Consider the following 25,878-nt stretch of genomic DNA (forward strand, 5'->3'; position numbering starts at 1 on the left):
CACTCTGAGGCCACTCTTATGATCAGGATTATGCGAGGTACGGACGGTAACAGAAGTAATACAATCTCCATCTGTCTGAGCAGCAATAGGCACGGTGTGATAATATACACGAACGCGTCCCGTATTTAAGTAAGGAGCAAGCATATCCTCAAGCACCTGTAGAGCTACCCGTGGTTCATGGGCCAGACGACTTACCCAGCCGTTCCCAGGATTAAGAATCGGATCATTGTAGGCTTCTTCGGTTAACGGATAGTTCTGACGGTAATACTCGCGTACACGATTACGGAACTGACGATATGTTGCTGTGCAACCAAACTGTTCGATCCATCGGTGTTCATCTGGGGGAACAGCCTGTGAAGTTAATTGCCCTCCCAGCCAGTCCGTCTCCTCTGTCATGATGACTCTCATACCAGCTTTCGCCGCCGCAAGGGCTGCCGATGTCCCTCCCAGACCTCCGCCAATCACAACAACATCGGCATCAAGCCGTTTTTGCGTCATGGTTCGTTCCCCTTTCATTTTTGTACTAAGATTCCATCACTTCAAAAGCTAGTCTAGCAGCGCCTATGAATCCAGCGCGATTGCCCAACATTGCCCGACTTACTTCTGTTTGAACTCCCAGTTGGTACAAATGCTTTTCGAGCAAGGGCCACCATACCTCCCCCGCATCCGCTACTCCTCCCCCAACAATGATCAACTCAGGATCGAGGGTCACCGAAATATTAGCCAGAAGCACAGCCAAATCTGCCGTGTAGTCATCCAGCGCCTGAATTGTCTTCAGATTGCCGTGAGTGGCCTCTGTCACAATCTCGTTCCCCGAACGGTACAATTTTCCGGTGTATTCACTGCCTCGACGTAACAGGGCACTACCTGATACGTATTGCTCGGCACATCCCTTTTTCCCGCAATTACAAGGGTGACCTTTGGGAAATAAAATACTGTGCCCCCAATCGCCGCCGCTCCAGTGAGCCCCTCTACACAAGAGGCCATTTTCCATATACGCGCCTCCGACCCCTGTTCCCAAGGTGAGCATGACCAAGCGCTGTTTGCCCTTCCCAGCTCCCTGCCACGCTTCTCCTAGTAACGCAGCGTTCGCATCATTATCTGCAACCGCACGTAGCGCCAACTTTTCTTTAGCCCACTCCACCAAGGATGTCCCCTGCCAGCCAGGCAGGTTATCTGTGGCGTACACAACTTCACCGCTCTCCACGTTCACTCTGCCAGCAGTAGCAATACCTAAAGCGCCTATACCTATAGGGGTACTCACACTGGTATCTCCAAATGAACGCATCAGTCCGAATACAGCCTCAGACACACGCGACAACACCCATTCACGCCCACGTGAGGCATCTGTATCCATTCGGATTTCATCAAGTACCGATCCATCCCGCGCCACTATGGCGGCCTTTACGGAAGTTCCTCCAATGTCGACCCCAATGACTTTGTTCAATGCAACTGCCACCACCATATCCTCCTTGTTCCCCCACATAAAAGCTTACGAGCTCTTAGCACAAACCTTCTATAGATAGAAAAACATGATGAACTGTCGGAGCGTATCATATTCTAATCTACAACCGCAGAATCTCAATAACTTCGTTCAATAACCGCCCTCGCTGTTTTTTCCTTCATCTCTTCGGTGCGGCTTGTGTGCTTGCGAGCAAGTCCTTCGCAGATGAGGTCAATCACGAATAGCTGTGAGATTTTGGCGCCGATTGAACCGCCTTCTATCGGAGCTTCCTTCCCTGCGGTCAGTAAAACAATATCTGCAATGGAGGTAATAGGTGATTTTGCATAATTCGTAATTGCGATAACTGTTGCTCCGTTCTGCTTGGCCTTGTGCAGCATGTCGTTGGTATCCAGTGTACTTCCTGATACACTGATGCCAATAGCGACATCACCAGGACTCATGGACACGGCCATCATCGACTGAATATGTCCGTCTGCCACAGCCTCGGCGCGCCGCCCAATCCGCAAGAATCGGTTTTTAGCATCCTGTGCGGAAATTCCCGATGCACCTACACCGAAAAATTGAACATAACCCGCTTGATCGAGACACGCTATCGCACGACTAAGCTCCGAACGGTCCAAGAGCCCCATGCTGGAGTGCAAAATATCGAGCATATTGTGATACACCGTGCGGGTAATATCATGTTCGTGATCTGGGTCGATGTTCTCCTCGCTCATATCGGTTTTTCGATAAGTCTGGTTTTGTGCCAGCGACAGTCGGAAATCCTGATACCCTTTAAAACCAATTTTCCGGCAAAAACGCATAACCGTCGTTTCGCCTGTACCTGCAAAGTCAGCCAGCTCCGTCACGGAGAAATATATGATGTCAGCGGGGCACTCCAGTACGCACAAAGCGACTTTTTGCTCCGATTTCGTTAATGAAGGATAATACGTGTTAATTCGGTCGTTCATCTCCATAGATGCATTTCACTGCCTTCCTTGCGGCATCGGCAAACCGCTGCGTAATCAATTGGGGTCTAGTAATCGCCGAGCCTACAACCACTGCATGTGCACCCAGCCGAAATGCTTCCTCTACTTGTGCCGGATCATGGAATCTGCCTTCTGCAATGACAGGAACAGGAACCAGCTCTGATGCTCTCCGCACCAATTCCAGGTCTGGACCCTCTATCTGAATAGAATATGGCGTATAACCGGATAACGTCGTGGATACGCAGCCTACACCAAGGGAAGCCGCATGAAGCGCCTCCTCCAGTGTCGATATATCCGCCATGGAGGTGACTCCGTGCTCATGAGCGTAATCTATGAGTTGCTTCAGCTTGCTCCCCGCTGGGCGCGGTCGTGATGTGGCATCCAGCGCAATGATATCTGCACCTGCCTCCACCAGTTCCTCCATTTCACGGAGGGTAGGCGTAATGTAAATATCAGAATCATCATAATCCCGTTTAATCAAACCAATGACTGGTAGAGGGATCGCCTGTTTAATCGCACGTACATCCGATGCACCATTGGCACGAATTGCTACAGCTCCACCCTCCTGTGCAGCACGTGCCATTTTGACCATAAAATCTGTTCCATGCAACGGTTCGCCAGGTAGCGCCTGACAGGAAACGATCAGTCCATGCCGAACCTTGGATAATATAGCTTCCATCTCCATAGGAATCACTCCCTCTCCTCAGCATAATGCCGAACGGTCAATCCAACTTCAAAGGTACGGTTCCACGGCATGTAGCAATCTGTAATTTCCACGCGACCCTCCGGCCCGTTCACATATTCATCGAGCGCCCGCTCCAGCCGTCCGCGAATAACTGTAGCTACCGATCCTCTAGGTCCATCAAGCATAAACTTGTTAAAACCCATCTGCTCCACAATTCCATTATTCATAGCTGTACGTACCACAGCGCAATAACAGGCATCCTCAGCGTAGCGTAGCCCCAGAAAATCCAGGTGTTCCTCCGTAGGACCATAGCGAACATAAAGCATGGACTGGGCAATGACGGTACCGAGCGTATTAGAACTGGTATTCCAGCCTGCATAGCCTGCCAGCTTAAAAAGCAGTCCTTTTTGCTTCAATAGTCTAAGCAGCTTGAGATCGGCGCCGTTGGCGTAAGCTACATCAGCAATTGCAATATGTTTATTGGCATCATGCTGCATATGAGCACCGTACTCCACCAGTTCTACCAGATTCCGATGTACATCATATCCGGCCATCGCATGCTGCTGGGATGAAGCTTCTGCCATCGTGTCACCAGGTGTGTTGGCCAGCAAAATCAAATCAGCCTCCGCTGCTGAGGAAGCAATCAGCCCACCTGCCGCTATAATCTGATACTTTAACGTTTCGTAAAAATAACGATCCTCAAAAAGCGGGACTACGAACGCCCCCTGCAAAGCAGATAATCGAGGATATACCAGTGGAACTACATGATTCGTCCGATTCACCCAACGAGCTAGCAACGTACAACCCACTTCGTCTGCCCCCGGATACATGTATACTTTCAAATCCAGCCCAAGCTCGGAAATACGACTTCTTAGTCGCTGTTGATCCTTGGCGGTATAGCCGTAGGGAGCCGAATCATCCTGTGGAATGATCAGAAAATCAATCACGCCTTCTGCTACCAGTTCCAGTGCTACTTGATTAGCTTCCAAATTCACACGGCGACGCCCTAGATAATCGTCCAAAATCTCTATAGGCAAACGCTTGTTGATGTCCGCTAATTCCAGCAACTCTTCTGCGGTAGCAATCGCTAGCTCCTGACGATGCTCAATGAAACCCTTTCTGAATATCTCACGACCCCAATCAGCATAGTAGTCTGGTTCCTCATCAGCCAAAGAGTATTGCGGACAACGCATAATCAATTGAAAGGCATACAAAGTCAGTTGCGGGTATAGCTGCTTCAACCTGCGAAGACGATTAGCCCTGTCCCTGACCTGCTCACTCGACATTCCGTGTAGCCGGGAGGGTACGATTCCCCCGTACAGCAGCGTATCCATCGCAATAATCGCTCCATCAGCAGTCGCCGCACGTTCTTCGAGCCACGTCCATAGCCTGGTCGTATCGCCAGGGATTTTCTTTTGTCCCATCCATTCTAAAGGAGGGCGCTCCATTTCAAGGTCTGTGCCCTGTGCTAGTAAGTAAGGAAATTGATAATTGCAGGGCCGCTCATCCAGCGGTACAAAAAGTAATCGGGTATTTGGCTTCACCATACGCTCCACCTCTCCTGGAAATTACCGTTATTCTAACGGCAAATGGTAATTTTCAAGGCAGCTATGCTGTCTTGTTTCTTAACCATCACCAATTCTCACAAGATCAGTCGATATTTGCCTTGTTCATCCTGATCGACATAGCCCCACTGCACGGCGGCACGGATCGCTGGATTGCTCCCAGTCGAGTCTCTGCTTCTAGGCAAGCCGTGATACCGCGTCGTAGTTCGTCCACGACCTCGTCCGTCAGAGGCGGCGGCTTTTGTCCGCCAGTTGCTTCGCTCTGCATGAGGTTTCCTAGCGACTGCACATCGTTCTGGCGCTCGTTGCCTAGCGCAGCTTGGCGCAGCACATGCCACAGGTCCACATCCAACTTGGCACGTTCCAGCCAAGGCGTAGCCTGTGCCACGAAGCCTGCCGCCGCATCATTAGCAGATATATTCTGTAGGACGCTCACAACGTGAAGCAGCCGCTCGAAGTAGATATCCAGCGCAGGGATATCGCGCATTTGCAAGGCAAGGTCCACGTCCTCATACGTGTTGCCGCCCAGTCGGCTGTTCTTGTTTTGGCGACAGAAAAACATCAGTTCATCTGCATGCTCCCCCGCTAACTCCCGCACAGCCCATGCCCATGACAGCCCCGGCATATAACGCTCACTGTTCCACATATAGTGGGACATCGTAATAAGCGTCACCTTGGAGCACTCCCATTGGTTCATTGGGTTGGCCACCATGCCGGTATGTCCGCGAGCTGGAAGCCTGGAATACCGTCCGCGCAGCGGATCGAGGAATAACCGATCATGGTCACAATCATTCACCGGGATGTTATCCCATAACCACAGCTCATGCCCATAGAATGCATGATTATCGGCAGCATGCTGGCGACCAATCTGTGGAGCAAATACAAAGTATCCCGTCCAGAATACCTTAATATCTGGATGCAATCGCTCCCGGAAATCCTTTTTGTATTCGGTATCCCAATAGGACCAATATTCCGATGGACAGACTGTCAGCGTAAATTCAGGCAGCCGCTCAGCCAACCATGTATGGACCTTGTTCGTCAAAAAGACATGGGCGTGGCCCGAGCGGCCCAGCAAATGCCGATTTTCTCCTTTAAGGACGTAGTCAATGTCATCCATTAATACAGAAAAATGGCGCACGCCTATCGCTATCATGGCTGCCAGCTTCTCCGTCAATTTGAGAAAATCTTCAGCGCTACCAAAATTCAGGTCATTCCCTGGACTAATACAATAGTGAAAATCAATCTCGTGCCGTTCACAGGCTTCCTTTAATTCGCGGATTTGGGCAAACATCTCCTCGGGGTACGGTTCCCTCCATAGCTCGCGATGATAGGGATCGTCCTTGGGAGCGTACATAAACGTGTTCATCCGATGCGCAGCCATAAAATGAACGGCATCCAGCCGATCCGCGAAACTCCACGGTTTCCCGTAGAAGCCTTCAATGATTCCTCTGACCGGAAAGGAGGGCTCATCCCGAATAGACATCACCGGTAGCGTACATCGTTCCTGTTCTACTTGAAGCAGGAGATGCAGGGCATCCATGCCGTATTTGAGCCCTCTTTTATTGGATGCATGGATTTCAATTCTCCCTTCCTTCTGAATGTCCAAACGATATCCATCGGCAGTAAGCGTTCCGTCATATTCGAGCATCAACTGCACGCTTCCCCTTGTTTCAGTCGGAACACCGGGCCCCGGAGGTGCAATAAGTCGGATCGGTCCCTCGGGGTCAAGCACACCTTCATACTCCTGATTCATTGCAAAGCGAGAGGACAGTTCACAGATCAGGTTCGGTTCAGCGATAACCAGTTTGTCCCCACTGTCATACACATCACGAAAATAATATTGAATCTCCTGCGGTGTTAGCCCTACACCAGAATTAGGCCTCATTCCTTTGGACAGTTCCATGCTAATCGTCTCCTTCCATTTACGGGCTCTCCGTAGCCGAGACTTCTGAATTATCCTTTCACCGCTCCCGCCAAGCCTTCCATATAATAGCGCTGTGTGAACAGGAACAATATAATGATCGGCAATACCGAAATCATTGTGCCTGCAGCAATCCAGCCAAAATTATAGGCAAACTGACCATTGAGATACGTAAGTGCAGCTGCCAGCGGGTATAGCTCCGTATCGTTCAGAATAACGATAGGCCATAGGAAGCTGTTCCAGAACGACATGGCCTCCAACAGAGAAATCACAGCAAGCGCCGGCTTGACCAGCGGAAGCACCAGTTGCCACCAAATTCGAAACTCCGAAGCGCCGTCCATTTTACCCGAATCACGCACATCGGCGGGAATATGAATAAACGTCTGCCGCATTAGAAAAATGTTGAACACAGAGACTGCCCCAGGCAACACCACACCCATATATGTATTGCCCAGATGAAGCCCTTGAATGGTCAGATAATGCACAATAAATGCCGTGTAAGAAGGAATAATCATTGTAGCAATCAGCAGCGTAAACACCACATTTTTACCCTTAAAGCGAAACACAGCCAAGGGATATCCCGTCAAACTGGCCAGTACCACATTGAGCACAACGCCCAACACCGTAATGATGACCGTATTCAGCATATATTTAGGGAAATCCATGAACTGCCACACCTGAACATAGTTGTTGAAATCAATAAAGGTCGGGAAAATCGCAGGCGGCGTTGAAAAAATATTACGGCCTGGCATGAGGGATACGCTAAGCAGCCATAGAAACGGTCCCATCAAAAAGAGGGCTAGCAGCACTAAAAGCACATACATTACTGTCATTCTGAGCACCCGACCAAGACTACGCACGATGCGACTGCTTTCTTTTTTAGGAAGAGACGAGCGCAGCATTTTATCATTCTGTAGATTCATCAATAGGGATTGACACCGCCTTTCCTATTGAATCGGAATACAATAATACTAAGTACCGCAATCATTGCACCGACAATTAAGCCAAGTGCCGAAGCGTACCCAAAATTAAACTGCTCCATCCCCTTTTGAAAAATGTACAAGCTGGATGTCAACGTGGCCGTTCCCGGTCCACCCTTGGTTAATACATATACCTCATCAAATACGCGAATAGCTGACATGAGCGATATGAGGGTACAAAACAGAACGTATGGCTTCAGCAGCGGAAGTGTAATATGAACAATCAGACGCCATCGACTGGCTCCATCCACCCTAGCGGCTTCGTACAGATCTTGAGGAATGTTTTGTAATCCTGCCAGATAGAGCATCATATAATACCCGAGTCCCTTCCACATCGTGATGAACATCAGTACATACAAGGCTAAATTGCTGTCCGATAACCAGTGTATGTCTTTGCTAATCAAACCGACTTGTATAAGCAAATAGTTCACTACGCTGTTATTGCCCAACAGCCAGCTCCAAATTAAGGCCACAGCTACCATCGAAGTCACAACAGGGATGTAGTAGGTCGTACGAAATATTTTAATTCCGGGGATACGACTGTTCACCAGCACAGCCATCAGGATAGAGAATATTTGAAGAAAGGGAACAATGAGCACGTACAACAATGAGTTCCAAATCGAAATAAGAAAGTTACGGTCCTTAAACGCTGCTTCAAAATTATCCAGGCCGACAAAATGGGTATCTGATATGACAGAGTAGTCCGTCAATGCCAGCGGAATGCTGTAAATAATAGGCCAAAATACAAAGACGGCAAGCAATAACAGTCCCGGCGTCATAAAGGCCCAGGCCGTAAAGGACTCCGACCTCAACCATTTGATCATGCTGCATCACCACCTGATTTTGATAAATGAACAGGGGAGTATTCGCATTACTCCCCTGTCATACCTATTGCTTTAAAATATCATTCACTTCCTGCTCCAAGGCAGTAAGCGTCTCCTTCGTATTACTTCCGTTCAATAAAATATTTTGCAAGGCTCGCGCGATCGCGCTGTTCACATCCTTGGCATTAGGCACACCGACCATATAATCTGTCGCCTTATCCAAGCTTTGTGCAGATACTACCTTGGCTTGTGCCTCTAATGATTGGTCAGACTGAGTAAAATACGGGTCTTTAATCGATTCTTTCGTGGAAGGTAGTGTATTGGCCTCTTTAGAAAATGCCGTTTGACTCTCTGCATTTGTTAAGAAAACAGCAAATTTCACCGCCTCGTCTATATGTGCAGACTTGGTAGGTACGACCAGGTCCATAGAGTTGGAAAGCCGCAAATCAGCTTTGCCGGTTGGGACGGGAACAGCAATCGTATTTTTATATACGTCCGGCGCTGCCGTTTTGATAAAATTAATGAATGTCGGGCCCGCCAGCTCGAAGGCAACCTGCTCGCCAGCGTAATATTTCACTTGCTGTGAGAAGTCAGCATCTTCCTTGAGCACGACACCATCTTCCATCTGTTTTTTTAGATTATCAATCATGGTGACTGCTTCTGGTGTGTTGAATGCAGCTGCTGTCTTTTCTTTATTTAAGATAGGAATACCGTCAACCGCAAAAAGCTTGGATACAAGCTGCTGAGCATAGCCGGCCTTACCGATTTTTCTATTGATTTGGCGGCCCCATTCTGACAATTCCTCCCGCGTTTTGGGCGGATGGGCAGGGTCCAATCCAGCAGCTTTAACTAGCTTTGTATTCATGTAAAGCACTTCCGTGCCTGTATACCAGGGGAGTGCATAAGCTTTACCATTAATAACAGCCGAATTATAAATCCCCTCGAAATAAGCAGCCTTTTCCTCAGGCGACAAGTGTTCATTCATATCAACAACAGCGCCCTTAGAGCCCATTTGGCTAGCAAATTCCGTATTGAGATTCACTACATCCGGACTGCTGTTGCTAGCGATACTCGTCAACAACTTATTGGTCACTGCATCATACGGGTAATCCTTCCAATCAATTTTGACATTAGGGTTCTTCTGCTCATAATCGGCAATGACCCGATTAAAATACGGGGTAAATGTAGGTTGTAGCGCAATGGTCCAAAATTGGAGTGTCACTTTCCCTCCGTCTACCTTTTCCGGCTTTGAGCCTCCGCCACCGCAGCCGCTCAGCAGTACAACCAGCGCCAGCATAGATACAAGCAACCGTAACCTGCCTTTCGCTTTCTTTGTCACATGGTGACCCCCTTGTTCTTAGTTGATTAAGGTAAATTATAACAGAAATACCGTTATAGAAGGAACATTTTTTCAATAAAATAAATTTAGAAGGAATAATTTTTCTTTTATTGGATACAAAAAAGACGCCTCTTCAATAGAGACGCCATGTTTGCCAAATCAACCCACAGAGGATTCATATCTATTAATAATATGGAGCCATGAAAACGTACACCAAAACTCCAGTCAAGCTCACATATAGCCAAATAGGCATCGTCCAACGGGCAATTTTACGATGTTTTGCTACCTGCATCGTCCATCCCCATACAACTGTGAATAGCGCCAACGGTACGATAATCGCCGCGAGTATACTATGCGAAATCAACAGCGTAAAGTAAATCGGCCGAAGGATACCCACACCGCCATATTTTGCAGTTTCCGGTGAAATGTAATGGAAGGTCAGATAGGAAAATAAAAACAAAACGGTACTGGCGAAGGCCAGCAGAATAAAGGTTTTATGCACCTTAATGTTTTTCTTGAAAATCGCAACCAATGCAGCCACCAAGAAAATAAATGTGAAGCTGTTAAAAATCGCATTCAACCTTGGGAAAATAGTGAGATCAAAACTAACACTCCCCTGGTATCCGATCGGCGAAAAGAACAACAGCAAAATAATCACATTGGCTATAATGGAAACGGTGATAATCAAGGCTGTAAAATTACGATTGCTCGTTGGAACGTACTGCTTGTCCTCACTCGCTTTATTCATCATGAGCGTCTCCTTCGTTTAAATTCAGGTTTTCGTTATTTTTGCGGTCATAACCATAATATATTATATAGAACTCATGGATAGCCTGTGAAGTGACAACAGTATGAACAATTTCACAGCCATTCTCCAGAAAATATGCTTCATCGATTTGGGAACCACTCTTACTTCCCAATATCAACGGTAGAATGCATTCATTTTACAAGCTTTATGCACACAAAAAACACCGGGAAGGGATCGTTCCCCACTCCGGTGTTGTGTCGGCTATGCAATAACGCGCCTTGATAGCAATATTCATTGCTGCCAGACGTCACTGTATTCCTGATGGCGCTTGAACAGAGCCAGCGCATACGAGCAAGCCGGGATCACCTTTTTATGCTGTTCCCTCGCCATAGCAACAACTTTGTCGATGAGCTCCTTGCCAATTTTTTGACCCCGTAACTGTTCAGATACAAATGTATGGTCAATGACCAGAGAGTGGTCATCTACAGATTTATAACCTACTTCTGCAACTACCTGTCCATCATCCACCATGACTACTGCATGGTCCTCCTCGCGAATTTGTCTCATGAGACCAATCCCCTTTCTGACTGAAGAAATGCCGTAACGACTCCATGCGAACGAACGCTGCATTCACTTGATACCCACGCTAGATATCCTTATCATTCCCCTATTTAGGGAACAGCGAAACATCACATACATAAAAAAGGAACTATCGTCGACACTATATTTATTCCAATTAAGGTAAAGGGAGGTGCTGTATTGGGTACGGAAATGAAACCTGTCATCCCGTTTGAACCAGAACTGAGTGAAAAAGTCCCTATAGATGCAGGCCCTTGGCGTTACGAAATAAAATGGGACGGTACAAGAATTTTAACGTATCACGACCAGGGCAACACGCGTCTGTTCAATCGTAAGCAGCATGAACGAACGCTGTTGTACCCGGAGCTTGCTCGCTTCTCCTCCTACTGTAGGGCAGATTCAGTCATACTGGACGGGGAGATGATCGCACTTGGTGCCGACGGTAAACCGTCGTTCCATGAAATTATGCGCCGGGATCTGATTCGCCGAACGGAGCGAATTCAGGCAGCCTATGAAGCCGTACCCGCTACTTACATGTTGTTTGACATTGTATATCTAAATGGGGAATGGGTTCATCGCAAACCGTTACAGGAAAGGCTTGAACTGCTGCATCAGATCATCATACCGAATGAACGGATCCAACTGGCTCCTGCTCATCCTGATGGACAGGCTCTTTTTCAGGTTATGTGCAGCCAAGGAATGGAAGGTATTGTGTGCAAAAAACTGGATAGTCCCTACACATTGGGCGGACAGGACAGACGATGGGTCAAGGTCAAAAATTATGGCGATATCATTGCCGTTATCGGTGGCTATACCCTGAACGGAGGTGTGATCAACGCTGTATTGCTGGGCCAGTATGATAAGCAAGGAATGCTGCGCTATATCGGGCACGTGGGTACAGGTAAGCTGACTCGTGGAGATTGGCGTCAGCTTACCGAGCGCCTGATGCCACATACTCTATCGGAGCGACCTTTTATTAACAAACCGGATCGGCATCAAGACGCATTTTGGGTGAAGCCCATGTTTACCGCCAAAATTCAATATAGTGAGTGGCGGTGGCAAGAAGGACGTACCTTGCGTCAGCCCTCCATCCAAGCTCTTGTGGATCAAGGTATTGAACAGTGCATCGGACCCTGGAAGTGACGTTTTGCCGATACTTTTTCAAAAAATGCAGAACAAAGTTTGTATAAATCATTGCAACCAGTGGTTAATTAAATTACAGTTAACTAATTAACTACATCGAGGTGGATCGCATGTTCTTTTTTTTGGACTCCGAAATTCGTCAACTGGCCTATAACCTATTTCCAGGTGGCAATAAACCGATTGGTGTTTTGGTAGATTTATTTTCTATAACATACGAAATAAGAAAAAATATGGAAAAACGTTCGCGTGAGTTTGGTCTCTCCTATGGGCAATATATTGCACTTTGTGTACTTTCTGCGCAAAGAGATGAAATGTCATCTCCTTCAGCGTTGGCTGAAAAGATGGGTGTCAGCCGGGCAGCCATCAGTTCTATGGTCATTTCTCTTGAGCAAGAAGGATTCATAAATAAATACGACGATCCCAATGACAAGCGGGGAGTTTTTGTTTCTCTGAATGATAAAGGAAGAAGTAAAATCCAGCAGATGGACCCTTTTTTCATAGGGCTGGCTTCACGTCTGATGTCAGACTTTACTGAATCGGAACTCTGCCAGTTTCAGACCTATTTGTCACGCGTACGAGATGCTTTTGAAGATGTTAAAGGTTCGCGTCTAACCACCCCCAGCGCCCTCAGAGAGGAGAAAGACAAATGGTGCGAAGACTAAGACAAAATCTGTTCGTCAAACTTGCCCGCAGATCGGCTGGTCGAATGATAACAGCATCCGATTTTAAGCCTTCGCATGCTCCCAAAGTACATCGGACTGAGAGAATGATCCCCACCTCTGTAGGTGATTCCAGGGTAATTGTATATGAACCTTCCCTCCGGTCTGCTGATCCACTCCCTGTATTCGTCAATTTTCATGGTAGCGGATTCATAATGGGCAGCGCTGAAATGGATGACCCCTGGTGCCCGGTCATTTCCGAACGAGCGAATTGTGTCGTCGTTAATGTCGATTATCGCTTGGCCCCGGAGCATAAATTCCCTATTCCGCTACAGGAAAGTTATGATGTGACCCAATGGGTGTACAAGCATCCTGACGTACTAAACATCGATCCCCAACGCATTGCGGTCGGCGGACATAGTGCAGGAGGTAATCTTGCAGCAGCGCTGTGTCTTATGGCCCGGGATCGCAAAGAATTCCCAATTGTGTATCAGGTGCTGGATTACCCATCACTGGATATTGCTACAGATCCCAAGCTGAAGCCCCAATTTGAGAAGGCGATCCCGCCTCGCGTGGCAAAAATCTTCAATGAAAGCTATTTGCGCTCGCCAGATGAGGCACGAAATCCGTTGGTTTCTCCTATTTATGCAGAATCGCTGCATGATCTTCCTCCTGCGCTGATCATAACGGCCGAGTTGGACTCCTTGGCTGAGGAAGCTGAGCTGTACGCCAAGCGGCTGATTGAAGCGGATGTGCCCGTAACGTATAAGAAATATATGGGCGCCGCACATGCTTTTACTCATAGCGGGGATCTCGCTGTAGCTGAAAGTGCCTGGCACCTGATGAGCGATCAGTTGAAGTTAGCATTTGAATTTCGTATCGAGGACACTCTGGCAGAGCTGAAGAAATAAAAATAAAAATAAAAATAAGCCTCCTGCTTCCACTGCCCTCATGCAGTCGGGTTCAGGAGGCTTATTTTTTATCATTACAAACTGTTAAAAGCTTCAGTCAATACAGGTACAATTTGCGATTTGCGCGATACGACGCCTTTCAGAACAGCCTTGTTGTCATCCAACTGTACATTGTAGGCTTTTTCAACTGCCTGAGCCTGGCTTCCCAGCGCAATACCAATGGAATCACTGTTCACAATGTCTGTTACGACGAACAAGAACAGATCAAGATTTTTGGCTGCAATGGTTTGGGACAAAGCAGCTTCCAGATCAGCTTGACGGGACAATACGTCGTTTACGTCTACTGCGTTCACTTGTGCGATTTCCACTTTGCGTCCATTCATCTGGAATTCTTTGGCGTCCAAGCTTACTAACTGCTCAATCGTGTGGCCACTCAAATCAGCACCCGCTTTAAGCAAGTCAAAACCGTAACGGTCTGCATCCACACCAGCAATTTCAGCCAGTTCGCGGGCAGCGGCTACATCCTGATCTGTGCAAGTCGGGGACTTGAACAACAGGGAATCAGAAATAATCGCGGACAACATCAGACCTGCGATTTCTTTGGGAATGGCTACACCATTTTCCTTGTAGAGCTTGTTCAAAATGGTGGCTGTGCAACCTACTGGCTCAGCGCGGAAGTACAGCGGCTGGCTTGTTTCAAAGTTAGCGATCCGGTGGTGATCAATGACTTCAGTTACGCGCACCTTGTCAATGTCAGTTGCGCTTTGCTGGCGTTCATTATGATCGACCAGAATGACGCTGTCTGTTTCGGCAGCAACCTGCTCAACCAGACGCGGCGCGCTCACTTTGAAATAATCCAGCGCATACTGCGTTTCCCCGTTAACCTCGCCCAGACGAACCGGCTCTACGTCCGCGCCCAGTTTGGTTTTCAAGTCTGCATAAGCAATAGCTGAGCAAATGGTATCCGTATCCGGATTTTTATGCCCAAAAATCAATGTTTTTGCCAACATAATCGACTCCTTCACCTTAAGCATTTTACGTGATTGTGTAACCTCTACAATTCCAATGCAGATTATATCATTAAATCTTGCATTCTCCCATTCCTCTTCGATTGATTTCAAAAATAATCTAGTAAATTCATAACATTTCCATGGAATCTATATGTGAAGTTAACCTTATTTTTTCTAAAAATATAAAAAACATATAGTAATATATCCCACCAATATGGTAAGATATGCCTCAAAACTGGCAAGTTAGTCACCAGTGGTCAATTCTATTATTTTAGATATTAAGGGAGGCGTGAGAACAACGGCAGTGGCTTCAAATCCTAGTATGTAGAGATATCATATTTTGATTGAAAAGAGGGAAATCTTTGAAAAAGCCGATCATTTTGCAAAAAATACCTGTCGTATCACTCGCTCTTGCCTTGACGGTAAGCTTATCTCTACCGTCTTTCAGTTCTGCCGCTACTGCAGATCTGCCAATCGACTCATTTTTAAAAGCTCAGGAAGCATTAACTATTGAGTCGGCTCCAGCCTTTATCTCACCTGAGCTGAGCACAGACTCCTCTCGTCAGGTCAGAGTCATCGTACAGCTTGATGGCGAGCCCCTAGCTGTGGACAAATATGCCGCACGTTCAAGCGCCAAAGCTTTCACCGCTCAATCCGAGCAAAAAGCCGAATCTGCGATCGCCACCGAGCAAACAACGTTCGTAGACCAAGCCGCTGAGCACGGCATTTCCCTTCAAGTGAATTACCAGTACAATACGGTGCTTAACGGACTGGAGGTTACAGTGCCAGCCAATAAAATTCCAGAATTGGCTAAACTACCAGGCGTTAAATCCATTCACGAAAACAAAACATATTATTCCATCCCCGTGCAGGACCCACCAACACTTACAGCCAATGAAGCCACTTATGACAATGCACCACTGGACCAAATTGGTGTGCCTGAAGCCTGGGCCAAAGGATTGCATGGCGAGGGAATCAAGGTCGGGGTTATTGATACCGGTATTGATTATGAGCATCCAGATTTGAAAGAAGCCTACAAAGGCGGATATGACTCTTTTGAACAGGACAACGACCCTTACGAGGAACCGTTCCTTGAAAAAGAGAATGATCCGTACGGCACAGGTTTTAGTGGAACGACACATGGTACTCATGTCTCCGGTACAATTGCCGGGAAAGCTGCAAATAAATCCTCGGATATTGTACAAAAAGGCATTGCCTATAAATCGGACTTATACGTGTATAAGGTGCTTGGACGCAATACCAAGACCGGTCGTTCCTCCGGTTCCTCGGCTCAGGTCATTGACGGTATTGAACGTGCTGTCAAGGATGGCATGAATGTCATCAACCTGTCGCTAGGTTCAGATTCTGAAAAGGATCCCAACTCCCCGGATGCCATCGCCATCAATAATGCGGTACTTTCCGGGGTAGTCGCGGTCATCGCGAACGGTAACGCTGCACAACAAGGACCCTATTTTTATTCCATGGGTTCTCCCGCAACATCCCAGCTAGCGATTTCCGTTGGTGCAGCCACTTCACCAAGCAAGAGCTTCTCAGGCACAGCCTCAGTGACACGCGACTCCTATTGGGAGGACAACGGTGAATTAAAGAAAACCGTAACTACTGATACCTATGCACATTACGACTTTAATTTGATGGGCTGGGAGACAGGCAGAGAGGACTTTGCCTCCGTTATGGGAACTGCCCCTTATGAGCTTGTATATGCTAATTTGGGACAAGCTGATGATTTTGAAGGAAAAGACGTAGCCGGTAAAATTGTCCTCGTATCACGGGGCAACCTGGCGTTCGTGGATAAAATCGCAAATGCGAAAGAAAACGGCGCGAAAGCCGTCATTGTTTTCAATGGAAATACGAAACCTGGTGACATCACCAAGGCTGATTTAGGGGAAAGCATTTCAGGTCGCGATGACTACGTAAATTCCAATTTGGGTGACAGCTTTGACTTTATTCCGACCTTTGACATGAAAGGTAAGGAAGGTCGCGCGCTGGCTAAACAAATCGTAGACAACGCTGGAGAGAAGTTCTCCGTTTCCTTTGGTGCAGACTATATTCGCACAGATCATTCAGGTAATACCATGGCCGATTTTAGCTCCCGTGGACCCAATGGAGATGAACTGCTGAGCATCAAGCCAGACGTAAGCGCACCGGGTGTTGGCATTTTGTCGACGTACCCTGCCTTCGCCAAGTTCTATCCAGATGCATCCTATGAGCAAGCTTACAAACGCAGCAACGGAACGAGTATGGCATCTCCTCATGTGGCTGGACTTGCGGTGCTGCTGAAGCAGCAGCATCCGAACTGGACACCGTTTGATATCCGCGCTGCTCTGGCAAACACTTCGGTTACACTCTTTGATGAGGATAAAATCCAATATGATGTGTATTCCCAAGGTGCAGGTCTTGTAAACATTGCAAATGCGATTCAGACTCCAGCCCTGCTGGAAACCGTTGAAAAGATTACGATTCTTGACAAGAACTTTAATCGGCAGGAAGTTGTGAATTACAATCCTTCCGCCAGCTTCGGGGTGTTACGACCGGGTAGTGATGCGAAGCAGATCCAGCTTCAGCTCAAAAACTTATCCGCAAACCCTGTGCAGTATGAAGCCAGCTACGTTTTACATGATAATGTCACCTCTGATCCAACTAAGCCTATTGCAACACCTGACGTGAGCAACATTACCGTTCAGTTGCAGGGGGTTGGCACGAATGGATCTATCTCGGCAGAACCAGGCAAATCGCAACCGTTCTTCCTGTCTGTACAACCAAGTGCGAATGCAGCTACAGGTGTATATGAAGGAGAGGTTATTCTAAAAAGCGCTGGACAGCCGACACTTCATCTTCCGTTCGTTGTGCATGTCGGCAAAGAAAACCCAACGACAGGTTTCGGCTTGCAGGATCTAAGTTTCACGAACCCGATTATTTATCCAAGTCGTACAGGTGCGGAGCGCACAACAGATTTGGCTTTCCGTCTGACCACAGATAAAACCAATCAGATCGCGCTCTATGTATACGGATTAGATGATAAGCTAATCGGTCTGATTGATGGGATTGCCACTACCAAAGAACAAGGAGCTAACGCTCGCCTCAAACAAGGCGCATATTCCTTTAAGGGGATTAACGGAAGTTATGTTGAATTTGATGACAATGGCAAGCCTGTTCTGGATGCTAACGGTCAGCCGGTTATTCAACACTTGAAGGATGGCGTGTACAAGCTGGAAGTCAGCTCTCCAGAACTGAATGAAAAGGGAGAAGTTGAACGTAATACCGATGGTCCTAAACTGTTCACTGCCACGAAATCGATCCGTGTGGATAATAGTGCCGCATCCGGTGGTAGTAGCGGCGGCGGAGGTGGTGGAGGTGGCGGCAGAAGCAATACTACACCTTCTGCTGCAACGAAAACATCCACCCCTGTCGCTACATCTGCACCTTCACTGCAAAGCGTAGTGAAGCAAGGACAAGCTGTAAAAACTGTGCCTACAGCCGTTGCGTTAAACAATAATGTACAGTCACTGACAGTAGCTGATGCAGACCTGCAGGCTGCCGTGACAGCAGCTGGCTCCAGTCCGACAGCTATCGTATTGTCGGCTACTAGCCAAGCAGGCCAAACGACTAAGGCATCACTCACTTCGTCACAGCTGGCAACACTGGGCAAAGCCGCAGCAGGAAGCAGCCTGATTGTGAGCAATACAGGTTCTTCCCTGGCATTGCCGGTATCTGCTCTAAAAAATGCACCTGAAGGTGCAGGCATTGAAGTGGTCATCAGTAGCCAGGCAGAGGCGAGCGGCACATTTACAAGCAAGCTTAAAGGCTCGAATGTGATCGGCACCCCGGTAGGGTTTGAGGTCAACGTTGTCACTGGTGGCAAGAATCAACCGCTTAAAGTGGTCCCAGGACAGTTCATTAGCCGATCCTTTACCGTACCTGGTCAAATTGATCCTAATACAGCCGGTGTGCTCTATACGGCGAATGGAAATGTCTATCCCGTTCCATCCGTTTTCACCAAGCAAGCTGATGGATCTACCATCGTTAAGGTAAGTCGTCCAGGCTTCTCCACGTATGCAGCGGCGACACGTCCTGTTAGCTTTGAAGATATTTCATCGTCGTATGCCCAATCCGAAATTCGATCGCTAGCGAATAAGTTGCTAATTAACGGCACAACCGATACAACATTCTCACCGAAGCAAAACGTGACGCGTGCAGAATTTGCAGCCTTGATCACCCGGGCACTTGGCCTGACACCAGGTACTGCTGCACCATTCAGTGATATTCCGGCAGGTAGCTGGTATTCCGGGGATGTGGCAGCCGCATATGAGGCCGGATTGATTACAGGTCGCAATAACGACAAGTTTGATCCGCAAGCAAATATCAGTCGTCAAGAAATTGCTGTTGTGCTGGGCAAAGCAGTGGACTTGCTTCAAATCAAAACAGCAACCGATGGTCCTGCACGCACACCGTACCATGATACTTCATCCTTTGCAGGCTATGCCAAGGACAGTATTGAAAAAGTAAGTGCAGCAGGTATTATTAACGGAGCCACGATCAAAGGCTCTTCCTACTTCCAGCCGAATGCGCCTACAACACGTGAGGCATCTGCCAAGGTGCTGCATGTACTTTTAAAAAAAGCTGCGCTGATTAACTAACAATTAAAAAAGCCCCCCAAGCCGTTATTTAACCAAAGTCGCGGTTTGGGGGGCTATTCTTATGTTAGACCATAATCTGCGATACTATACTGTTCCTGCTAAAGGCAACGTTACTTTAAATATACTCCCCGTTCCAAGTGTGCTTTCAGCTGTAATGCTCCCACCGTGAGCTTCCACGATCGATTGTGTAATAGCCAGACCAAGGCCCGCTCCGCCTGAGCTGCGTGTACGCGATTCATCTCCACGATAAAATCGCTCAAATATCCGCTCCAGCTGTTCCTTCTCCATGCCGGGTCCATTATCACGAATTTGAATATCTGCCAGTTTCTTACCAGCCGATAGGTTGACATGGATCACGCCCTTCTCCATATCGGTATGTTGAACAGCATTGTGAAACAGGTTAAGCACGACTTGTTTGATCTTATCGCCTTCTGCCAATACCCGTACACCTGCTGTCATATCAAAAACTACCTTACGTGTGCCTGCCAGCATAAGGAGCTGCGGTTTCATTTCCAGCAGCAATGCATCTAGTGATATGTCTTCCAGCTTCAACTCCGGTGTTCGATCCAGCTTAGCCAACAATAGCAAATCAGAGACAAGCTTATTCATCCGCTTGGATTCACCATACATACTCTCTAGTGCTGATTGGAGCTGCTTTGGATTGGAGGCTGCTCCACGAAGCAGCACTTCCAAGAAACCGTGAATGGATGTGAGCGGGGTACGCAGTTCATGGGAGGCATCCGCAATAAATCGTCGCATTTGCATCTGCAATTCCCGCTCGGCAGCAAAAGAATGCTCCAACCGCTCCAGCATTCCATTAAATGAAACTGCCAAGCGATCTACCTCATACTGACCCTGCTCTGCGTCAAAGCGCTCGTCCAAATTGCCCGCATCAATACGTTTGACTGCCTCGACCATTCTGGAAAGAGGAACCAATGTGCGGCGAAGCACAGGAAGCATAAGTGCTAAACCAATCGCAAGTGCAATCAGGGACAATAAAATAAAGGTGCGGAGTTGATTGATCAACTGCGCCTGCATAGAATTCGTGGATACGCCCATTTGAAGTAACCCTGACGAACGGTCTGGTGGTCCGAGTGGGCGAAACACAACCAGCTGTTCTTTTCCCTGAGCATCCGTAATTAATTGATAGCCGTGACGCATGCGCTTGCTCTGCTGCATTGCTCGATACTGCTGAGTGGTGAGGCGCGGCGGTTTAAGTCCATTTTCATTGGACAAGCTCTGGAAGGTGCCGTCTATACCTATAGAAGCAAGCGACATATCCGGCCAAAACAGAAATGGTCCCGGTCGATTACTTCTCCGATTGGTCTCATCTTGAGGAACAGTGACCCCAGCCCCGCTCTTTTCCTGCGAATCCTTAATCAATAAGTCGGCAGGTATTGAATTCAGCTGTGTATCCATAGCTTCCGCCCGACTGCGATACAAAAAATCTTTCATTAAAAAGTATTGGAGAAAACCGATCAATACGAGCAATAAAGCCAAAATGAGTAAGGTTCTGGCCAAAAGCTGGGACCGGAGAGAACGAAGCGCATATTTTCTCCGACTTTTCCCTCCCGCCTTCATAACAAATCCACTCGGTACCCAACACCACGCAGCGTCCGAATGACCCGATGCTCCTTATCTTTGAGTTTTTCACGCAAGGAGCGAATATACACTTCCACAATATTATCCTCGCCCCCAAAATCATACCCCCAGACTCGGTCCAAAATACGACTTTTACTCAGCACAATTCCGTGGTTCAACACCAGAAACTTCAATAGTTCGTATTCGGTAGGCGATAACTCCAGCACCTGGTTCTGATAGCGAATCTCCTTCCGTCGGTCATCCACTTGAAAGGGTCCGTGAACCACTTCCCCCAACAGGTCTGGGAACTGATTTCGCAAACGCGCTTCGATGCGAGCCAGCAGTTCATTAAAACTGAAGGGCTTTACGATATAATCATCCGCGCCGAGCTTGAGCCCTTTTACCCGATCGTCCACATCATCCTTGGCTGTCAGCATAATAACTGCGATGTTATCCTCTGTCTCCTTAAGACTTTGGCATACCTCAAAACCGTTCATTTCAGGCATCATAACATCCAGCACCGCTACATGCGGACGAAACTCTCTAGCCAGATCGAGCGCTGCACTCCCGTTCTCGGCGGTTCTGACTTCATACCCTTCATTAATCAGTCCAAGCTCTAAAAATTGCAAAATATGAGGCTCATCGTCCGCCAGCATAATCTTAACTCCGTGTATTGGATTCATCATTAATCTTCCCTTTCATATTGGCGCATTTTTCTCACATTAAAAGTCGGTTCATTTCTTACCTGTATCTAATATACCTGAATCCTGCCGTAAAAAAAGCACCTCATCTCAGCTTTCAGCTAACGTTCAGGGAGCGCTCAGAACTCATTAAGGTACGTATGGCATGATAATAGCAAGCCGGTAGTTCACCGGGCCAAGATCGGAAGCGACTGGTCATTCCGCAGTCCTGAAGATAGCGGCTAGAACAACGGAATAAAAACAAAGAATTTTCACAGGGAGTGGAATGAACATGATTAAGAAATGGTTCAAGACCAGGGCGGACATCCCCCTGATCATCATTATGCTGATATCCGCATTTTTGAACGGATACAACATCTGGCAAGACAAATACGTAAACACCTACTACACGACGGCAGTAGCAAGCATGCTGCAGAGCTTTCATAATTTCTTTTTCGCCTCACTTGATTCTGCAGGATCGGTAACGGTAGACAAACCGCCAGTGGTGTTCTGGATTCAGACGTTGAGCACCTATATATTCGGGCTTCACGGATGGAGCGTAATCTTGCCGCAGGCGCTGGCTCAGGTCGGATCGGTCTTGCTCGTTTACTTACTCGTTAAACCGAGCTTTGGTACACTGGCCGCACGCTTGGCTGCCTTCGCCATGGCAACAACACCGATAGCCGTAGCGGTTAGCCGCACGAATAACATTGACGCTATGTTGGTCTTCACATTATTGCTCGCAACCTGGCTGTTGTTCAGAGGCCTTAAAAATAGCAAAACCGGGTTGATCCTGGCTGCTTTTGCAGTCGTCGGCATCGCCTTTAACGAAAAAATGTTGCAAGCCTATATGATCGTTCCGGCGTTGGGCCTGTTCTATCTGCTGGCTTCCAAGTTTAACTGGAAACGTAAAGCAATTACGTTGGCAGGCTCGGCAGTAGTCCTCTTGATTGTATCGCTCTCTTGGGCAGTCATAGTGGACTCCACTCCAGCCGATGAACGTCCTTATATGGGGAGTAGCGGCACCAACTCTGTACTGAATTTGGCCTTCGGTTATAACGGCCTGTCCCGCCTGACAGGAGATCAGGGAACAGGTGGAAATCGTGGTGGTCAACGCTCAGAGCAGAACAACAACGCTGCAACCAATAGCAACAATACGAACACGGATCAGATCCAGACAACTCCATCATCCGACAGCACTACCACTACAGATGATTCTGGTGCCAACAACATGACAGCAGGCGGACCTGGTGCAGGTGGTCAAATGCCACCGGGCGGATTCGGTGGGAACGGACAAGGCGCTCCTGGTGGAGACGGACAGGGTGGTCCTGGTGGTGGCCCGGGTGGAAATTCCGGTGGCGGCATGTTCGGTACTGGTGAAAAGGGGCCTTTGCGGTTGTTCCAATCTTCCCTATCAGGCCAAGCCAGCTGGCTACTTCCGTTCGTAATCATTGCTTCTATCGGCTTGCTTGCCGGTATTCGACGCCGTAATATCACACAGAAATATAAAGAGGTTATCTTCTGGCTCGCCTGGTTGATTCCCGTAGCTGCATTTTTCAGCGTAGCAGGTTTCTTCCATCATTATTACCTGATTATGCTTGCACCACCGATTGCAGCGCTCTTTGGAGCAGGGTTCGTAGAATTGTGGCAGCAGTATCGTGAGCGTTCCAACTGGCTCTCCTGGCTATTACCCGTGGCAGTATTGGCAACATCGGTATTTAGCTGGTTCATTCTGCAAAATTACAACGACACCATCGGTAGCGGCTGGTCCATCGCGGTATTGATCGTAGGGATCATCGGCACAGCACTTCTGGTAGTAGCACGAATGAAATCCGAGAAGTTCACAAGATATGCCATTATTGCAAGTGTACTCGCTATGTTTATCGGTCCTGTGTACTGGGCATTGACACCAATCGTCTACGGGGGGAACAGCATGATTCCACAAGCTGGACCGACTCAATTTGGCGGCGGTGGTGGAATGCCAGGCCGCAATGATGGCAACAGAGGTTCAGGCTTCAATGGACAACAAGCTGAAGGAATTCAAGCGAATAACCAGACCAATAATGCAGACAATCCCAGCTCTGACGGAAATACTTCAAACACACAAACAAGTACTACCACGGAACAGAGATCTTCTACCCGCTCCAGAGGAATGGGAGGACCGAATGGCAGTCAAAGTTTAGATCAAAAAACGTTGAGCTACTTGCAAAAAAACAACACAGGGGAAACCTATCTTTTCGCAGCAAGTAATTATTCAACAGCCGCTCCTTACCTGATCGAAGCCGGACAAAAGGTAATTATTATGAACGGTTTTGTGTCTTCCGATCCGGTCTATACCGTCGATAAAATCAAGGCGCTGGTTGAAAGTGGGCAAGTGAAATACTTTATGATTTCTGGTGGCGGCGGTGGACCGGATGGCGGCAACTCCGAAGTCACTGCATGGATCAAGGAACACGGCAAAGTAATCCCTACAGATGAATGGAAAACAACAACAGGGGAAACAAGTACAGCAGCGAAAGCAACCGACAGCGGAAACGACACCACAAACAGCAATGCGAGCGCTCAGAATGGCCAAGGTGGACCTGGCGGAGACGAGCGTGGCGGAAGCGGTACTTTATACGAAATCACATTATAAATGAGGAGGAACTACGAATGAGTGAACCCATCCGTTATTCCATAGTTATTCCAATGTACAACGAGGAAGCCGTTATTACGGAAACCTATCGGAGGCTGAAACAAGTCATGGGCTCAATGGGAGAGCCCTACGAGCTAATCTTCGTCAATGATGGAAGTTCGGACCGCAGCGTCCAGCTTATTAAGGAATTCAGTCTCAGAGATGATACGATTGTATTGATTGATTTCTCTCGCAACTTTGGTCATCAGCTAGCTATTACCGCCGGGATGGATTATGCGGTGGGAGAGGCGGTCGTCGTCATTGACGCCGACCTCCAGGACCCGCCGGAACTGATCGTTGAGATGGCTAACAAGTGGAAGGAAGGCTATGAAGTCGTCTACGCCAAACGGCTCAAACGCAATGGCGAAACTCGCTTCAAGAAATGGTCTGCCAGCCTCTTCTACCGCGTTCTTAAAGCATCAACGGATATTAATATCCCGGTTGACACCGGGGACTTCCGCCTAATGGATCGCAAGGTCATAGATGAATTGAAACGACTGCCGGAAAATAACCGATTCGTACGCGGCCTGGTCAGTTGGATCGGTTTTAAACAAACCGCTGTTGAATATGAGCGCGATGAGCGGCTCGCAGGCGAAACCAAGTATCCGCTAAAACGCATGATCAAGCTCAGTCTCGACGGGATCACATCCTTTTCGATTAAGCCGCTCAAGCTGGCAGGGTATATCGGCGCACTTCTATCCATGTCCGGCTTCCTGTATCTGATGTATGTATTGTTTCTTAACCTTTTCACCGATTCCTATGTGATGAAAGGCTGGTCATCCATGATTAGCATCAGCCTGATCTTCGACGGGGTGATTCTGATTATCCTCGGTATTATGGGTGAATATATTGGACGGATTTATGACGAAACCAAAGCGCGTCCACTCTACATTGTCCGTGAGCGTCTGGGTGGACAATACGATAACGGTCCGACGCATGCTATGAAGGTTCCTGAACAACGCGACTCCCTGTACATGCAAGGAGCCCGTGACAGTCTGATTTCGGGTGCACGTACAGTACGCGGCAACAGCGCGGTATATACTGAACCCAAATCCGGCCATGGAGCCTAACCCATGAAAAGTCACATGGCCCAGCTGCTTCCTATGATCCGATTTGGCATCGTAGGTCTGGTGAATACGGGTGTAGATTATATCATTTTCATGCTGCTGGCTTGGACTGGAGTGCCGGTCGTGGTGGCGCAGATCATTTCGTACAGCTGCGGCACAGCCAACAGTTATATTTTGAACAGCAAATGGACATTCAGCAAACAACAAGCAAACAACACAAGCAAAGGTCAGTTACTCAGATTTATCGTCATCAACCTCATCGTATTGGGGATAACCTCCTTATTACTCCAAGTGCTTCACACTAAAACCGAGCTGCCGCTTGCTTTAGGCAAGCTGATCGCCACTGCAGCCGGAATGATCATCAATTATATCGGGAGCCGATACTGGGTGTTCGGTTCCCCATCCTGAAAGGAAAGTGAGTCCC

General features: G+C 47.9%; 20 protein-coding genes and 1 pseudogene (1 of these 21 cut by a window edge). 7 read left to right on the forward strand and 14 right to left on the reverse strand.

What is annotated here, in order from left to right; all coding sequences use genetic code 11:
* From G7035_RS06675 to G7035_RS06725, 11 genes and pseudogenes are all read right to left on the reverse strand, one after another.
* Positions 1-498 (reverse strand): annotated as a pseudogene (locus G7035_RS06675) (FAD-dependent oxidoreductase); it reaches 1,112 nt to the left of the window's first position.
* Positions 499-523: 25 nt separating this feature from the next.
* Positions 524-1,465, reverse strand: a complete 942-nt coding sequence (locus G7035_RS06680; RefSeq protein WP_230877453.1) for an ROK family protein — start codon at positions 1,463-1,465, stop codon at positions 524-526.
* A 116-nt stretch (positions 1,466-1,581) separates the two neighbouring features.
* A complete protein-coding gene (locus tag G7035_RS06685; protein ID WP_017425714.1) occupies positions 1,582-2,421 on the reverse strand; it encodes a MurR/RpiR family transcriptional regulator in 840 nt (279 codons plus the stop codon).
* Positions 2,399-3,118: an N-acetylmannosamine-6-phosphate 2-epimerase gene (locus tag G7035_RS06690; RefSeq protein ID WP_019685891.1), complete on the reverse strand. Its 720-nt coding sequence runs from the start codon at positions 3,116-3,118 to the stop codon at positions 2,399-2,401. Before G7035_RS06690 ends, G7035_RS06685 begins: the two co-directional genes overlap by 23 nt.
* A gap of 5 nt (positions 3,119-3,123) precedes the next feature.
* On the reverse strand, positions 3,124-4,665 hold the full coding sequence (locus G7035_RS06695) for a DUF4127 family protein (RefSeq protein ID WP_019685890.1): 1,542 nt from the start codon (positions 4,663-4,665) through the stop codon (positions 3,124-3,126).
* Between the two features lie 103 nt (positions 4,666-4,768).
* Positions 4,769-6,586 carry a protein O-GlcNAcase gene (locus tag G7035_RS06700; RefSeq protein WP_230877838.1) on the reverse strand — a complete coding sequence of 606 codons (1,818 nt, stop codon included), beginning with the start codon at positions 6,584-6,586 and terminating at the stop codon, positions 4,769-4,771.
* Positions 6,587-6,636: 50 nt separating this feature from the next.
* The gene (locus G7035_RS06705; RefSeq protein WP_019685888.1) at positions 6,637-7,527 is read right to left on the reverse strand and encodes a carbohydrate ABC transporter permease; all 891 of its coding nucleotides are present in this window, start codon (positions 7,525-7,527) and stop codon (positions 6,637-6,639) included.
* Positions 7,527-8,408: a carbohydrate ABC transporter permease gene (locus tag G7035_RS06710; protein WP_016820245.1), complete on the reverse strand. Its 882-nt coding sequence runs from the start codon at positions 8,406-8,408 to the stop codon at positions 7,527-7,529. The genes G7035_RS06705 and G7035_RS06710 overlap by 1 nt, the downstream gene beginning before the upstream one ends.
* A gap of 64 nt (positions 8,409-8,472) precedes the next feature.
* Complete coding sequence (locus G7035_RS06715) at positions 8,473-9,747, reverse strand: ABC transporter substrate-binding protein (RefSeq protein WP_019685887.1); 1,275 nt, start codon at positions 9,745-9,747, stop codon at positions 8,473-8,475.
* Between the two features lie 184 nt (positions 9,748-9,931).
* Positions 9,932-10,498 carry a DUF420 domain-containing protein gene (locus G7035_RS06720; protein WP_013369012.1) on the reverse strand — a complete coding sequence of 189 codons (567 nt, stop codon included), beginning with the start codon at positions 10,496-10,498 and terminating at the stop codon, positions 9,932-9,934.
* A 288-nt stretch (positions 10,499-10,786) separates the two neighbouring features.
* On the reverse strand, positions 10,787-11,062 hold the full coding sequence (locus G7035_RS06725; protein WP_013369011.1) for a GNAT family N-acetyltransferase: 276 nt from the start codon (positions 11,060-11,062) through the stop codon (positions 10,787-10,789).
* Between the two features lie 192 nt (positions 11,063-11,254).
* Between G7035_RS06725 and G7035_RS06730 the strand changes: the two genes are divergently transcribed.
* The 3 genes from G7035_RS06730 to G7035_RS06740 all read left to right on the forward strand — a co-directional run bounded on the left by G7035_RS06730 (position 11,255) and on the right by G7035_RS06740 (position 13,787).
* Positions 11,255-12,217 (forward strand): ATP-dependent DNA ligase, encoded by a 963-nt coding sequence (locus G7035_RS06730; RefSeq protein ID WP_019685886.1) that lies wholly within the window; start codon positions 11,255-11,257, stop codon positions 12,215-12,217.
* A 110-nt stretch (positions 12,218-12,327) separates the two neighbouring features.
* Positions 12,328-12,879 (forward strand): MarR family winged helix-turn-helix transcriptional regulator, encoded by a 552-nt coding sequence (locus G7035_RS06735; protein WP_016820242.1) that lies wholly within the window; start codon positions 12,328-12,330, stop codon positions 12,877-12,879.
* A complete protein-coding gene (locus G7035_RS06740; RefSeq protein WP_019685885.1) occupies positions 12,864-13,787 on the forward strand; it encodes an alpha/beta hydrolase in 924 nt (307 codons plus the stop codon). Before G7035_RS06735 ends, G7035_RS06740 begins: the two co-directional genes overlap by 16 nt.
* Positions 13,788-13,861: 74 nt before the next feature.
* Here G7035_RS06740 and G7035_RS06745 read toward each other — a convergent pair whose 3' ends face one another.
* Positions 13,862-14,797, reverse strand: coding sequence for a manganese-dependent inorganic pyrophosphatase (locus G7035_RS06745; RefSeq protein ID WP_016820240.1), 936 nt, complete (start codon positions 14,795-14,797; stop codon positions 13,862-13,864).
* Positions 14,798-15,159: 362 nt separating this feature from the next.
* Here G7035_RS06745 and G7035_RS06750 point away from each other — a divergent pair, with 362 nt between their 5' ends.
* The gene (locus G7035_RS06750; RefSeq protein ID WP_019685884.1) at positions 15,160-19,452 is read left to right on the forward strand and encodes a S8 family serine peptidase; all 4,293 of its coding nucleotides are present in this window, start codon (positions 15,160-15,162) and stop codon (positions 19,450-19,452) included.
* A gap of 84 nt (positions 19,453-19,536) precedes the next feature.
* On the opposite strand, the gene G7035_RS06755 is transcribed toward G7035_RS06750, so the two are convergent.
* The gene (locus G7035_RS06755) at positions 19,537-21,033 is read right to left on the reverse strand and encodes a sensor histidine kinase (protein WP_019685883.1); all 1,497 of its coding nucleotides are present in this window, start codon (positions 21,031-21,033) and stop codon (positions 19,537-19,539) included.
* Complete coding sequence (locus G7035_RS06760) at positions 21,030-21,716, reverse strand: response regulator transcription factor (protein ID WP_016820237.1); 687 nt, start codon at positions 21,714-21,716, stop codon at positions 21,030-21,032. Before G7035_RS06760 ends, G7035_RS06755 begins: the two co-directional genes overlap by 4 nt.
* Before the next feature lie 289 nt (positions 21,717-22,005).
* Between G7035_RS06760 and G7035_RS06765 the strand changes: the two genes are divergently transcribed.
* From G7035_RS06765 to G7035_RS06775, 3 genes are read left to right on the forward strand one after another with little or no spacing between them, the layout of a single operon-like run.
* Positions 22,006-24,348, forward strand: a complete 2,343-nt coding sequence (locus G7035_RS06765) for a glycosyltransferase family 39 protein (RefSeq protein WP_019685882.1) — start codon at positions 22,006-22,008, stop codon at positions 24,346-24,348.
* A 17-nt stretch (positions 24,349-24,365) separates the two neighbouring features.
* On the forward strand, positions 24,366-25,457 hold the full coding sequence (locus G7035_RS06770; protein WP_016820235.1) for a glycosyltransferase family 2 protein: 1,092 nt from the start codon (positions 24,366-24,368) through the stop codon (positions 25,455-25,457).
* A gap of 3 nt (positions 25,458-25,460) precedes the next feature.
* The gene (locus G7035_RS06775) at positions 25,461-25,862 is read left to right on the forward strand and encodes a GtrA family protein (RefSeq protein WP_019685881.1); all 402 of its coding nucleotides are present in this window, start codon (positions 25,461-25,463) and stop codon (positions 25,860-25,862) included.
* The last annotated feature ends 16 nt before the right edge of the window (positions 25,863-25,878 follow it).

The sequence above is a fragment of the Paenibacillus polymyxa genome (assembly GCF_015710975.1).
GTDB classification, from domain to species: Bacteria; Bacillota; Bacilli; order Paenibacillales; family Paenibacillaceae; genus Paenibacillus; species Paenibacillus polymyxa.